The organism is Paraburkholderia yinzeri (genome assembly GCF_046581065.1).
Taxonomy (GTDB): Bacteria; Pseudomonadota; Gammaproteobacteria; order Burkholderiales; family Burkholderiaceae; genus Paraburkholderia.
The window spans coordinates 1,330,687-1,344,212 of the sequence record NZ_JBFOCJ010000001.1 but is presented as its reverse complement, the minus strand read 5'-3'; the positions used below and the strand labels follow the sequence as shown (position 1 = coordinate 1,344,212).

Genomic DNA, 13,526 nt, shown 5'->3' with positions numbered 1-13,526 from the left:
GGAACGCTAATACTTTGTCCCGACGTGCAAGGCTACCACGCCAACTGACAAATTGTAATATTTGACGGCATCGAGGCCGACTTGTTCCATCATCGTCTTCAAAGTTTCCTGGTCGGGGTGCATGCGGATCGATTCCGCGAGGTAGCGATAGCTGTCGGCGTCCTGCGCAAAGCGCGCGCCGAGCCACGGCAGCACCTTGAACGAATAGACGTCGTAGGCTTTTTTGAGCGGCTCCCAGACCTTGGAGAATTCCAGCACGAGCAGGCGTCCGCCCGGCTTGAGCACACGGCGCATCTCGGCGAGCGCGGCGTCTTTGTGGGTCATGTTGCGCAAGCCGAAGGCCACGGTCACCACGTCGAAATAGTTGTCCGGAAACGGAATTTTCTCGGCGTCGCAGAGCAGCGCGGGCGTGAGTACCCCATGGTCGATCAGCCGGTCGCGGCCCACGCGCAGCATCGACTCGTTGATGTCGGTATGCCAGACCTCGCCCTTCGGACCGGCCTTCTTCGCGAACGCCATCGAAAGGTCCCCGGTGCCGCCCGCGATGTCGAGCACCTTCGCGCCCGGCCGCACGTTGGCCTGGGCGATCGTGAAGGCCTTCCAGGCACGGTGCATCCCGCCCGACATCAGATCGTTCATCAGGTCGTAGTTCGAGGCGACCGAGTGGAACACGCCGGCCACCTTCTTCGCCTTTTCCTGTTCGTCGACTGTCTGATAGCCGAAGTGGGTTTTGCTCATCGCGCTCGTCCTTTCGCGGGGGGTCTGGTCTTGAGGATAGTCGTCGGCGCCGGAACGCGCCGACAGCGGGGCAGGATCGTAACAGGAAGCGTCAGTGGCAGTGGCCGTGCGCCGCTGGCGGAGGCGCCATCGGCGCGTCGCGCTCGGCGCCTGCCGCCTTCAATTTCGCGAAGTACTCTGCCCAGAGTTCGTCCTGGCGCGTCGCCAGCTCGTAGAGCTGGTCCCAGGAATAGATGCCCGAGTTGTGGCCGTCCGAGAAGGTCGGCTGCAACGCATAGTGGCCGACACCTTCGAGCGCCGTGATCGTCACCTCGCGCTTGCCGGTTTGCAGCGTCTCCTGCCCCGGCCCGTGGCCGCGCACCTCCGCCGAAGGCGAATACACGCGCATCAGCTCGAACGGGATGCGATAGCTCTCGCCGTTCGCGTACTGCAGCTCCAGCACACGCGAGACGGCGTGCACCACGACGCCGGTCGGCACCGGCGTATCGGATTTCAGTCCACTCATGATCGTCCTCGGGCTCGTGCCCGTTCTGCGCGGCGCGCGCGAGATGCGTCAGGCCAGCGCCTGGTCCATCTCATGGCGCACCGCGTCGCGCAGCAGCGTGGCCTGCGCGCGGCGCTGGCCCAGCATCGCCTCGGAAACCGTCCGCTGGCGCGGCGCCCAGACGGGCAGCGGGAAATGCGCGTCGTTCGTATAGCGCGGAATGACGTGCCAGTGCACATGCGGAACCTGGTTGCCGAGGCTCGCCAGGTTCACCTTCGACGGCTGCATGACGCGACGCAGCGCGCGTTCGACGGCGTAGACGGCGCGCATCAGATGTTCCCGGTCAGGCGCGGCGAGATCGGAGAACTCGGCAACGTGACCGTTCCAGATCACCCGGCAGAAGCCCGGGTAATCGGTCTCCGACGTCGCCAACACGACGCGCATCCGCTCGTCCTGCCACAGCACGTCGCCGCCATCCTCACTGCAGAATACGCATCCCATCATCGCCCCCGAAGCCGCCGTCACGAAATCATACGGAATTATTACGCGCCGACATTAAACCAGCACGCGCTCGATTCCGCCATTGTTCGCCTTCTGGACATAGTCTGCCATCCAGTTTTCGCCCAGAACGTGCCGGGCGATTTCGACCACGATGTAATCGGCTTCGATGCCAGCGTCCTCGTTGTAGCGCGAAAGCCCCTGGAGGCACGACGGGCAGCTCGTCAGGATCTTGACGTCCTGTGCCGTGCCCTGCCCGCCCGCTTCCTGCGGCGTCACCGGCTGCACGCCGTTGGCGTTGCCCACGAGCGGAATGCCGCGCAATTTCGCCGCACCCTTGCGGATCTCCTCTTCCTTGCGGAAGCGCACCTGGGTGGAGATATCGGGACGCGTCACGGCCAGCGTGCCCGACTCGCCGCAGCAGCGCTCGTTCTTTTCGATTCTGTAACCGTCATGTTCAGAGCCCATCAGTTCGTTGACGAGCTTGACCGGGTCAACGGTCTTGATCGGCGTGTGGCACGGGTCGTGGTACATGTAGCGCGTGCCCGTGACACCGTCGAGCTTGATGCCCTTCTCGAGCAGGAACTCGTGAATGTCGATGATGCGGCAGCCCGGGAAGATCTTGTCGAATTCATAACCGGCGAGCTGGTCGTAGCAGGTCCCGCACGACACCACCACGGTCTTGATGTCGAGGTAGTTGAGCGTGTTGGCGACGCGGTGGAACAGCACCCGGTTGTCCGTGACGATCTTCTCGGCCTTATCGAACTGCCCCGAGCCGCGCTGCGGATAACCGCAGCACAGATAGCCCGGCGGCAGCACGGTCTGCACGCCCGCTTCCCAGAGCATCGCCTGGGTGGCGAGACCCACCTGCGAGAACAAACGCTCGGAGCCGCAGCCCGGGAAGTAGAACACCGCCTCCGAATCGACATTCGTCGCCTTCGGATTGCGGATGATCGGCACGATCTTGTTGTCTTCGATGTCGAGCAGCGCGCGCGCCGTCTTCTTCGGCAGGTTGCCCGGCATCTTCTTGTTGACGAAGTGGATCACCTGCTCCACGACGGGCGGCCGGCCCGTGGTGGCAGGCGGACGCACCGTCTGCTTCCTGATGACCTTCTTGAGGATGTCGTTGCCGAGGCGCTGCGCCTTGTAGCCCACGCCCATCATCGCGTTGCGCGCGAGGTTGATGGTCTGCGGGTTCGTGGCGTTGAGGAAGAACATGCCCGCCGCGTTGCCCGCGTTGAACTTCTTCTTGCCCATCTTGCGCAGCAGGTTGCGCATGTTCATCGTCACGTCGCCGAAGTCGATCTTGACCGGGCACGGCGTCACGCACTTGTGGCAGACCGTGCAGTGGTCGGCCACGTCGTTGAACTCGTCCCAGTGCTTGATCGACACGCCGCGGCGCGTCTGCTCTTCGTACAGAAAAGCCTCGACCAGCAGCGAGGTCGCGAGGATCTTGTTGCGCGGGCTGTACAGCAGGTTCGCGCGCGGCACGTGCGTCGCGCACACGGGCTTGCACTTGCCGCAGCGCAGGCAGTCCTTCACCGACTCGGCGATCGCGCCGATATCGGACTGCTGCATGATCAGCGACTCGTAGCCCATCAGGCCGAACGACGGCGTATAGGCGTTGCGCAGGTCGGCGCCGTCGAGCAGCTTGCCCGCGTTGAAGCGGCCCTGCGGATCGATACGCTGCTTGTAGGCGCGGAACTCGGCGATCTCGTCGTCCGTGAGGAATTCGAGCTTCGTGATGCCGATGCCGTGTTCGCCGGAAATCACGCCATCCAGCGAGCGAGCCAGCTTCATGATGCGCGCGACCGCCGCGTGGGCGTCCTGCAGCATCTCGTAGTTGTCCGAGTTGACCGGGATGTTCGTGTGAACGTTGCCGTCGCCCGCATGCATGTGGAGCGCCACGAACACGCGGCCGCGCAGCACCTTCTTGTGAATCGCCTGGGCTTCGTCGAGGATCGGCTTGAACGCGCCGCCGTTGAAGATCTGGCGCAGTTCCGCGCGGATCTCCTGCTTCCACGAAATGCGCACCGTGCGGTCCTGCGTGACGTGGAACACGGTGGCCTCGGGCTGTGCGTCGACGCGGTCGGCGAACTTCTCCGCCAGCGCCTCGTAGCCGAGCTGCACGAGATAGTGCTGCGCCTCGCGCAACGACATGTCGAGCATTTCGCCGACGAAGGTCCAGCGCTCGCGCACGCGCTTGAGCAGATCGAGCGCCTGCTGCACGCGGTCTTCGAGCAGTTCCGCGGACGGAATCTCGCTCGCGTCGTCGCTGCGGCCAAGCGGCAGATTGCCGGCCTTGAAGAATGCTTCGAGCGCGTCGAGCAACTGCAGCTTGTTCTTGATCGACAGCTCGATGTTGATGCGCTCGATGCCGTCCGTGTACTCGCCCATGCGGTTGAGCGGGATCACGACGTCTTCGTTGATCTTGAACGCGTTGGTGTGCTTCGCGATGGCGGCAGTGCGGCTGCGGTCGAGCCAGAAGCGCTTGCGGGCCTCGGCGCTCACGGCCACGAAGCCTTCGCCGCTCTTGCCGTTGGCCATGCGAATGACTTCCGACGTGGCGGTCGCGACGGCATCGGCGTCGTCGCCGACGATGTCGCCGATCAGCACCATCTTCGGGAACGCGTTGCGCTTGCTCTTGGTCGCATAGCCCACGGCGCGCAGATAGCGTTCGTCGAGGTGCTCCAGACCGGCGAGGATCGCGCCGCCCTGCTTCGAAGTTTCGAAGAGATAGTCCTTGATCTCGACGATGCTCGGAATCGCCTCGCGCGCCTGGCCGAAGAACTCGAGGCACACGGTGCGCGTATGCGCGGGCATCTTGTGCAGCACCCAGCGCGCCGACGTGATGAGGCCGTCGCAGCCTTCCTTCTGCACGCCGGGCAGGCCGGCCAGGAACTTGTCCGTGACGTCCTTGCCGAGGCCTTCCTTGCGAAAGCGCTTGCCCTCGATGTCGAGCCATTCCGTGCGCAGCAGCTTCTCGCCCGGCGCGTGCTCGCCGTCGAACCATTTCAGTTCGAAGCGCGCCACGGCCACGTCGTGAATCTTGCCCATGTTGTGGTCGAGGCGCGTGACTTCGAGCCAGTTGCCCTCGGGATCGACCATGCGCCACCAGGCGAGATTGTCGAGCGCCGTGCCCCACAGCACCGCCTTTTTGCCGCCCGCGTTCATCGCGACGTTGCCGCCGATGCACGAAGCGTCGAGCGAAGTGGGGTCGACCGCGAACACGAAGCCCGCGGCTTCGGCCGCCTCGGTCACGCGGCGCGTGACGACGCCGGCGCCCGAGTAGATCGTGGGCACCTTGCGGTCGACGCCCGGCAGTTCGGTCATCTCGACCGGACCGAGCTGTTCGAGCTTTTCGGTGTTGATAACGGCCGAGAACGGGGTAAGCGGTACGGCGCCGCCCGTGTAGCCCGTGCCGCCCCCGCGCGGAATCACCGTGAGGCCCAGCTCGAAGCAGGCTTTCACGAGACCGGCGATTTCCTCTTCCGTGTCGGGCGTCAGGACCACGAACGGATATTCGACGCGCCAGTCCGTGGCGTCGGTGACGTGCGAGACGCGCGCGAGGCCGTCGAAGCGGATGTTGTCCTTCTGCGTGCAGCGGCCAAGCGTCTTCGTCGCGCGGCGGCGCAGCTCGGCCATCTTCTCGAACTCGCTCGCGAACGAATCGATCGCGCGGCGCGCGGCGGCCACCAGCGTCTCGACGCGCGCGGAACGGTCCATGCCGGCTTCGTCGCCGTGCTGGCTCAGGTCGGCGCGGCGGCGCTTCTCGATTTCGGCGAGACGGTGATTCAGCGCCTCGATCAGGAGCGCGCGACGCTTGGGATTGTCGAGCAGGTCGTCTTGCAGGTAAGGATTGCGGCGCACGACCCAGATATCGCCAAGCACTTCGTACAGCATGCGCGCCGAGCGGCCCGTGCGGCGCTCCGCCCGCAGTTCGGCAAGCGCGGCCCAAGCTTCCTCGCCGAGCAGGCGGATGACGATTTCGCGATCCGAAAAGGACGTGTAGTTGTACGGAATCTCGCGCAGGCGCGGTTCGATGTCGGCGGCCACGGCGGTGGCGGCGCCGTGAGGATCGAAAACTTGAGGTGCGTTCATGGTTGGACGACTCTTTGGGTCAGCATCGCACGGCGGCTGGCAAGCCGCCCGGCCGATGCTGACGGGGCGCATGGGGCGCTATTCTGAAATCGTGTCCGCCTGTGGCTGGTTGCGGACTTTAGGGTGGGGAAACTTTGCGGCGGCAGCACTCACGCCGACGGTTCCCCGGCGCTCAGACTCCGCGACACGATCGTGCGTGACGGATGTGCCGCTGCGCCGCGGGGCGGGTCTCGCGCCGCGCGGGCATCAAATGGGCTGTCCGAGGTTGCCAGTGCATCTTCCGATCCTGGTTATCAAAACCGGATTTTAACGCATGATCCGCCCGTGCGCTGACGCTGTCCGGTAAGCCCGGAGACGGATAAGGCCAATGATGAACCGCGACCGCGGCACGGAATAATTCGCCGTCCGGAAGGTCGGGGAATGAGGACGGAGCGTCCGCCAGCGCCCTCATCGTTGGCGCTATCATTGACGTTTTCCCGTCATATTTCGTTGACTCTCGCGCTCAGGCGCCCGCCCGCATGGCCTCCCACGACGATTACCTGAAGAAAATCCTCACCGCGCGCGTCTACGACGTGGCCCGCGAGACCGAACTCGAACGCGCGCCGAACCTCTCGGTGCGCCTGTCCAACACGGTCTGGCTCAAGCGCGAGGACAACCAGCCCGTGTTCTCCTTCAAGCTGCGCGGCGCCTACAACAAGATGGCGCAGCTCACGCCCGCGCAGCTCGAGCGCGGCGTGATCACCGCCTCGGCCGGCAACCACGCCCAGGGCGTGGCGCTCTCGGCGGCGAAGCTCGGCGTGAAGGCCGTGATCTGCGTGCCGGTCACCACGCCCCAGGTGAAGGTCGATGCCGTGCGCGCGCACGGTGGGCCGACCGTGGAAGTCGTGCAGGCGGGCGAGTCGTACAGCGACGCCTACGCCCACGCCGTGCGCCTGCAGGAGGAACGCGGCCTGACCTTCGTGCACCCGTTCGACGACCCGGACGTAATCGCCGGCCAGGGCACGGTGGCGATGGAGATCCTGAGCCAGCATCAGGCCCCGATTCATGCGATCTTCGTGCCGATTGGCGGCGGCGGGCTCGCGGCGGGGGTGGCGGCGTACGTGAAGGCGGTGCGCCCGGAGATCCGCGTGATCGGCGTGCAGACCGACGACTCGTGCGCGATGGCGCAGTCGATGGCGGCGGGCCGGCGCGTGGAGCTGACGGAAGTGGGGCTGTTCTCGGACGGCACGGCGGTCAAGCTGGTGGGCGAGGAGACGTTCCGGCTGTGTCGCGCGTATCTGGACGAGGTAATCACGGTGGATACCGACGCGCTGTGCGCGGCGATCAAGGACGTGTTCCAGGACACGCGCAGCGTGCTGGAGCCGGCGGGGGCGCTGGCCGTGGCGGCAACCAAGCAGTACGTGGAACGCGAGGGCATCCGGGGGCAGACGCTGGTGGCGGTGACCTCGGGCGCGAACATGAACTTCGACCGCATGCGTTTCGTGGCCGAGCGCGCGGAGGTGGGCGAGGCGCGCGAGGCGGTGTTCGCGGTGACGATTCCGGAGGAGCGCGGCAGCTTCAAACGCTTCTGCGAGCTGGTGGGCACGCGCAGCGTGACGGAGTTCAACTACCGCATCGACGACGCGGAGCGCGCGCACATCTTCGTGGGGGTGCAGATCCGCAACCGGGGCGAGTCGGAGCAGATCGCGCAGGCGTTCGTCTCGCATGGCTTCCCGACGGTGGACCTGACGGGCGACGAGCTCTCGAAGCAGCACATCCGCTACATGGTGGGCGGACGCTCGCCGCTGGCGCACGACGAGCGCCTCTTCCGCTTCGAGTTTCCGGAGCGCCCGGGGGCGCTGATGCGCTTTCTGTCGTCGATGGCGCCGGAGTGGAACATCAGCCTGTTCCACTACCGCAACCAGGGGGCGGACTACAGTTCGATCCTGGTGGGCATCCAGGTGCCGGCGGCGGACGACGCGGAGTTCCGGCGCTTCCTCGCCACGCTCGGCTACCCGCACTGGGAAGAGACGCAGAATCCGGCGTACCGGTTGTTCCTGGCTTAAACGCAAACCAAACATCAAAGGTCAGCACAAGTGAGCGTTTCGCTCTCCGACAAACTCGTGGTCGCGGTCTCCTCGCGCGCGCTCTTCGATTTCGAAGAGGAAAACCGCGTCTTCGAGGACGGCAATCTCGCCGCCTACGAAGCCCTCCAGCGCGAGCGGCTCACCGTGCCCGCGCAGCCCGGCGTCGCCTATGCGCTGATCCGCAAGCTGCTTGCGCTGAACAACGGCTCGCATCACGTCGAGGTGGTGATCCTCTCGCGCAGCGATCCGATCAGCGGCCTGCGCACCTTCAGCTCGTGCCGCGAGCATGGGCTCGACGAGATCCAGCGCGGCGTGTTCACGCGCGGCCGTGCGCCGTGGGCCTACCTGAAGCCGCTGAACGCGTCGCTCTTTCTTTCCGCCAATCAGGACGACGTGCGCGGCGCGCTCGCTGCCGGCTTCCCGGCCGCGCGCGTTTTTCCTGAATCGGCGACAATGGCGGGACGCAACGCGAACGAGATTCGCATCGCGTTCGACGGCGATGCCGTGCTGTTTTCCGACGAAGCCGAGCAGATCTTCCAGCACGAGGGTCTTACGGCTTTCGTGAGCCACGAGCGCGACAACCGCGACCTGCCGCTCGCACAAGGCCCGCTCAAGCCACTGCTCGAAGCGTTGAACCGCCTGCAGAAACTCGCGGACGCCAATGCGCAGATGCGCATCCGCACGGCGCTCGTCACCGCGCGTTCGGCGCCGGCGCACGAGCGCGCGATCCGTACGCTCATGGCCTGGAACATCGAAATCGACGAAGCGATGTTCCTCGGCGGACTCGACAAAGGCCCGTTCCTGCGCGAGTTCGAACCCGACTTTTTCTTCGACGACCAGATCCGCCACTGCGAATCGGCCCGCTCGGTCACGGCGACCGGACATGTCGCGAGCGGCGTGGCGAATGTCGTACCACCGGCCACCGTGCCGGAAGCAACCGTAACCAGCAGCACATCATGACTCCCGAACACTCTCCGCTCGGCAAACCCGCCACCTACACCGAACAGTACGACGCCTCGCTGCTGTTCCCGATCCCGCGCGCCGGTGCGCGCGAAGCGATCGGCATCGGCATCGGCGCGCAACTGCCCTTCTTCGGCACCGATATCTGGAACGCCTACGAGCTTTCGTGGCTCAACGCGCGCGGCAAGCCGCAGATCGCCATCGCGACGTTCTTCATCCCCGCCGATTCGCCGAACATCGTCGAATCGAAGTCGTTCAAGCTCTATCTGGGCTCGTTCGCGCAGACCCGGGTCGATTCGGTCGAGGCGGTGCGCGACACGCTCAAGCGCGATGTCACGGCTGCCTGCGGCGCGTCGGTATCGGTGCGGCTCGAACAGCCGAGCGCGTTCGGCAAGATCCCGTTCGAGGAGTTCGACGGACTCTCGCTCGACCGCCTCGATCTGGATGCGGAGGTCTATCATCCCGACGCGTCGCTCCTCACCGCCGCGTTCGACGAAGCGCCGGTCGAGGAAACACTGGTCTCGAACCTGCTGAAGTCGAATTGCCCGGTGACGGGCCAGCCCGACTGGGGCAGCGTGCAGATCCACTACGTGGGGCCGCAGATCGACCAGGCGGGCCTGTTGCGCTACATCATCTCGTACCGCAATCACACGGGCTTCCATGAGCAATGCGCGGAGCGCATGTTCGTGGACATCCTGAACGCGTGCAAGCCGGACCGCCTCGCGATCTATGCGCGCTACACGCGCCGCGGCGGGCTCGACATCAATCCGTTCCGCACCAACTACAACGTGCCCATGCCCGATAACGCGCGGCTCGCGCGGCAGTAAAGACGAGAGCCATCCAGGAAGGAAGCGCCGCGGCAGTCGTTGGGGAATCGCCCACCCGGCCCGGCGCTTTTTTTACGCCGGTCAGTGCGGCAGTTCGGCAGCGCCCATGCGCCGCGCGATCACGGACGCGCGCTGCGCGAGATACGGCGAATTGCGATGCTCGTCGAAGTACTTCGGACGCGGCAGCATCACCGCCAGCCGCGCCGCCTGCCAGGCCGTGAGCTTCGACGCCGACGTGCGGTAGTAGTAATGCGCCGCGGCCTCGGCGCCGTAGACGCCATTGCCCCACTCCACCGAATTCAGATAGATCTCGAAGATGCGCTCCTTGTCGAGCAGCGTCTCCAGCATCCACGTGATGATGAGCTCCTGCCCCTTGCGGATATAGCTCTTCTCGCGAGAAAGAAACAGGTTGCGGGCGAGTTGCTGCGAGATCGTGGACCCGCCGCGCACGATGTGGCCGCGCTGCTTGTTCCTTTCCCACGCCTGCAGGATGGCGTCGGTTTCGTAGCCGTTGTTATTGACGAAGTTCGCGTCCTCGGACGCGATGATGGCGCGTTTGAGATTGCGCGAGATCTGGTCGTACGGCACCCACTGATGCTGGATCGGGTACTCGGCGCCGAGCCGTCCTTCGTCGGTGCGCATGAACGCCGTCGATTGCGGATCGACGATATTCCAGAGCGCGATCTGCACGAAGTAATAAGCCTGCAGCGCAACCCAGGCGATCGCGAAGACCGCGCCCGCGTAGGCCAGCCAGCGCAAAGCGCCCGGTCGCGTTGCGGCTTCGCGGCCAGGCATCGTGCGTCCTCGCGCGCGGCGCGCCACCATGGGTGTCAGGCCTGCGCCGCGAGCTGCGCGCGCAGCGCGGCCAGCACCGGCGCGCTGTCGGGGCGCACGCCGCGCCACACGTAGAACGATTCCGCGGCCTGCTCGACCAGCATGCCAAGCCCGTCCGCCGCGCGTGCGCCGAGCGTCTGGGCGTGACGCATGAACACCGTGGGCTGCGCGCCGTACATCATGTCGTAGGCGAGCGTGCCCGTGCCGAACGCGCGCTCGTCGCATTCGGGCAGCGAGGCGTCGAGGCTGCCCGCCGTCGCGTTGACGATCACGTCATAGGGCGTCGGTTCGACCGTCTGCGGGCCGCCGCCCTGGATGACGCATCCCGCCTCGGCAGCAGCCGGCGCGAATTGCTCGACCAGCTCATGCGCCTTCGCGGCCGTGCGGTTCACGATGGTGATCTCGCGCGGGCCGCGTTCGAGCATCGGCAGCACGACGCCGCGCGCCGCCCCGCCCGCGCCGAGCAGCAGCACGCGCGCGCCCTTCAGCGCGACGCCGAGATTCGACTCGATATCGCGCACGAGGCCGAAGCCGTCGGTGTTATCGCCGAAGATGCCGTCGGCGTCGAAGCGCAGCGTGTTCACCGCACCCGCCGCCGCCGCGCGCGGAGAGAGCCGCTGCGCGAGCGCGTACGCTTCGAGCTTGAACGGCACCGTCACGTTGAGGCCCCGGCCACCGGCCGCGTTGAACGCGCTCACCTCGGCAACGAAGCCATCGAGCGGCGCGAGCAGCCGCCCATATTCGACACGCTCGCCGGTCTGCTGCGCGAACTGCGCATGGATGAACGGCGACTTGCTATGTGCGATCGGGTTGCCGACCACCGCGTAACGATCGACCTGAGCGGAAACCGTGCTCATTCGCCGGTCTCCGCCGCATGCTGCACGCCCGGCGCTTGCTGGGGCGTTTCGCCGTCCGGATCGCCGCTCGCTTCGGACTCGCCCTCCGCGGCAGGCGCATCCGATTCGGCCAGCGCCTCGGCTTCGCTTTCCGCCGACGGGTCAGCGGACTCGATCACCTCTTCGTCCTCGCTCTCCTCCGCTTCGGCGCCGCTCGTCACGACCGGCGCATCGAGCACGCGCAGCATGCGCACCGAAGCCTCGATGGTCAGCTCGTCGATCGACATCACTTCGAGCAGCACGCGCGTGCCGCGCGCATGCACGCCGAGCGCGGGCACGTGCATGATGAGCGGCACTTCCTCGAAGCGCACGAGGTCGTCCTTGATAACGGTTGCGGCGAACTCGCGGCGGTTTTCCTGCTGGAGCCAGCGCAGGCACCAGAAGTACTCCATGCGGCGCTGATGATCGGCGTAGGCGGTGTAGGTCTCGTCGAAGCCCTGCACGACGGCGAACAGGTCGGCGTCCTTGGGCTTGAACGGCGCGGCGAGCTTCGCCGTCACGCCATGCTCCACGCAAGCGAGCAGTTGCCACTGGTTCACGAGGTCGACATAGCGACGCAGCGGCGAAGTGCTCCACGCATACTGCGAAACGCCCAGCCCTTCGTGCGGCGCGGCCGAGGTCTGCATGCGCGTGCGCTTCGGGCCGCTCGGCGCGCCGAACGCGCGCTGCGAGCGATAGATGCCCGGCACGCCGTGGTCGTGCAGGAACGCGCCCCACGTCGAGTTCGCCAGAATCGCCAGCTCCGCCACGATCATGTCGAGCGGCGAGCCGCGGCGGCGCGGCGTGATCGTGACATGCTCGCCGTCCACGTAGAAGTTGAAGTCGGTGTTGCGCTGCACCTCGCGGCGCAGGCCATAGCCGGCCCGCGCCTGCTGGCGCTTTTCGAAGAGCGCCTGCGCGAACGGCCACAGCACGGCGATGTCGTCCTTGTGCGGATACTCGCCCGTACCGGCCGCAAGCGTTTCTTCCGTGACGAGTTCGTCGAGCGTGTTGTGGCGCAGGTTGTTCTTCACGAACACGCGCTCGGCGCGCGTTTCGCTCGCGACGATCTCCTGCGTCTCGCGGTTCACGATGCTGTAGAGCGAGAGCGCCGGACGCAGTCCGCCTTCCTTGAGCGTGAACGCATCGACGAAGTCGTCGGGCATCATCGTGATCTTGTCGCCGGGCATGTAGACCGTCGAAAGACGCGTGCGCGCGATCGTGTCCGCCATGTCGCCGCGCTGGATGCCGAGCGCCGGCGCGGCGATGTGGATACCAATGCGCACGCGGCCGTCGGCGAGAGGCTCGATCGAGAACGCGTCGTCGATTTCGGTGGTCGTGACGTCGTCGATCGAGAACGCCTCGACGTGCGCCTCGGGCAGATCGTCGGGCAGCGAGCCCACCTGCACGGGCGGGAAACCGGTGCCGTGCGGAAAGAACTCGGCGAGAAAGCGAGCCTCGTGCAGCGCGCGCGGCGACGCAATGCCGCCGCATTCGAGCATCAGGCGCGGCATCGAAATGCCGCGCGCCGCCGCCGCGGCTTCGAGCGCCTTGTACTCGATCGTATTCTTGTCGGGCTTCGTGAGGAGGCCCAGCGCCTTGCCCTGGAACGCCTCCGGCAGCTTGCCCGCCTTCAGCTCTTCCTCGTAGCCGGCCTGCACGAGCGCCTGCTGGCGCTTGCGTTCAAGCGACGCGAGCGCCATCTTCAACTGCTCTTCGGGAGCGCGCTGGTACTGGCCGCGCCCTTTGCGGCGGAAATAAACGGGCGAGCCATGCAGGCAGAGCACGAGCGAAGCCCGTTCGACGGGGCCCGAGGCCTCGCCGAAATACTCGGCGGCGAGCGCCGTAAACGCAAATTCGTCGGCAGGCGCGCATTCCCACAGGAAACCGAGGTCGATCTCCTGCGCGGCCGCATCCGCCTGTTCCATCAGATCTGCGGCGGTGGGCTTCTCGAACTCGATCAGCACGTCCTTCGCGCGCACCTTCGCGCGGCGGCCGCCGGGCAACTCGACCTGAAACGCATCACCCTGGCGCGCCAGCACGCTGCCGGCCTTGAAACTGCCCGATTCCTCAAAGAAAACGTTCACTCAATACTCTCGTTCAGACTTGCTTCGACCGCCAAAACCGTGTGGCGTGACGGTAC

General features: G+C 66.0%; 10 protein-coding genes. 3 read left to right on the top strand and 7 right to left on the bottom strand.

Annotated elements, in window-relative coordinates; translation table 11 throughout:
• Nucleotides 1-6: 6 nt before the first annotated feature.
• The 4 genes from ubiE to WJ542_RS06460 form a co-directional block, all read right to left on the bottom strand.
• Nucleotides 7-738, bottom strand: a complete 732-nt coding sequence (gene ubiE, locus WJ542_RS06475; RefSeq protein WP_411188488.1) for a bifunctional demethylmenaquinone methyltransferase/2-methoxy-6-polyprenyl-1,4-benzoquinol methylase UbiE — start codon at nt 736-738, stop codon at nt 7-9.
• Nucleotides 739-829: 91 nt separating this feature from the next.
• The gene (locus WJ542_RS06470; protein WP_411188487.1) at nt 830-1,243 is read right to left on the bottom strand and encodes a gamma-butyrobetaine hydroxylase family protein; all 414 of its coding nucleotides are present in this window, start codon (nt 1,241-1,243) and stop codon (nt 830-832) included.
• 48 nt (nt 1,244-1,291) lie between these two features.
• The gene (locus tag WJ542_RS06465) at nt 1,292-1,723 is read right to left on the bottom strand and encodes an HIT family protein (RefSeq protein WP_411190493.1); all 432 of its coding nucleotides are present in this window, start codon (nt 1,721-1,723) and stop codon (nt 1,292-1,294) included.
• A 54-nt stretch (nt 1,724-1,777) separates the two neighbouring features.
• Nucleotides 1,778-5,821, bottom strand: a complete 4,044-nt coding sequence (locus tag WJ542_RS06460; RefSeq protein ID WP_411188486.1) for a DUF3683 domain-containing protein — start codon at nt 5,819-5,821, stop codon at nt 1,778-1,780.
• A gap of 464 nt (nt 5,822-6,285) precedes the next feature.
• Between WJ542_RS06460 and ilvA the strand changes: the two genes are divergently transcribed.
• Genes ilvA through queF form a run of 3 tightly spaced genes read left to right on the top strand, consistent with a single transcriptional unit; the run spans nt 6,286 to nt 9,674 of the window.
• Nucleotides 6,286-7,866, top strand: coding sequence for a threonine ammonia-lyase, biosynthetic (gene ilvA / locus WJ542_RS06455; RefSeq protein WP_411190492.1), 1,581 nt, complete (start codon nt 6,286-6,288; stop codon nt 7,864-7,866).
• 30 nt (nt 7,867-7,896) lie between these two features.
• A complete protein-coding gene (locus tag WJ542_RS06450; RefSeq protein WP_411188485.1) occupies nt 7,897-8,847 on the top strand; it encodes a 5'-nucleotidase in 951 nt (316 codons plus the stop codon).
• Nucleotides 8,844-9,674, top strand: coding sequence for an NADPH-dependent 7-cyano-7-deazaguanine reductase QueF (gene queF / locus WJ542_RS06445; protein ID WP_411188484.1), 831 nt, complete (start codon nt 8,844-8,846; stop codon nt 9,672-9,674). The genes WJ542_RS06450 and queF overlap by 4 nt, the downstream gene beginning before the upstream one ends.
• Before the next feature lie 81 nt (nt 9,675-9,755).
• Here the strand turns inward: queF and mtgA are convergent, their stop codons facing one another.
• The 3 genes from mtgA to WJ542_RS06430 are packed head-to-tail and all read right to left on the bottom strand — an operon-like array spanning nt 9,756 to nt 13,470.
• Nucleotides 9,756-10,469 carry a monofunctional biosynthetic peptidoglycan transglycosylase gene (mtgA, locus tag WJ542_RS06440; RefSeq protein WP_411188483.1) on the bottom strand — a complete coding sequence of 238 codons (714 nt, stop codon included), beginning with the start codon at nt 10,467-10,469 and terminating at the stop codon, nt 9,756-9,758.
• Between the two features lie 35 nt (nt 10,470-10,504).
• On the bottom strand, nt 10,505-11,365 hold the full coding sequence (gene aroE / locus WJ542_RS06435) for a shikimate dehydrogenase (RefSeq protein ID WP_411188482.1): 861 nt from the start codon (nt 11,363-11,365) through the stop codon (nt 10,505-10,507).
• Entirely contained in the window at nt 11,362-13,470 is a 2,109-nt protein-coding gene (locus tag WJ542_RS06430) for a ribonuclease catalytic domain-containing protein (protein WP_411188481.1), read from the bottom strand. The genes aroE and WJ542_RS06430 overlap by 4 nt, the downstream gene beginning before the upstream one ends.
• Nucleotides 13,471-13,526 lie beyond the last annotated feature (56 nt).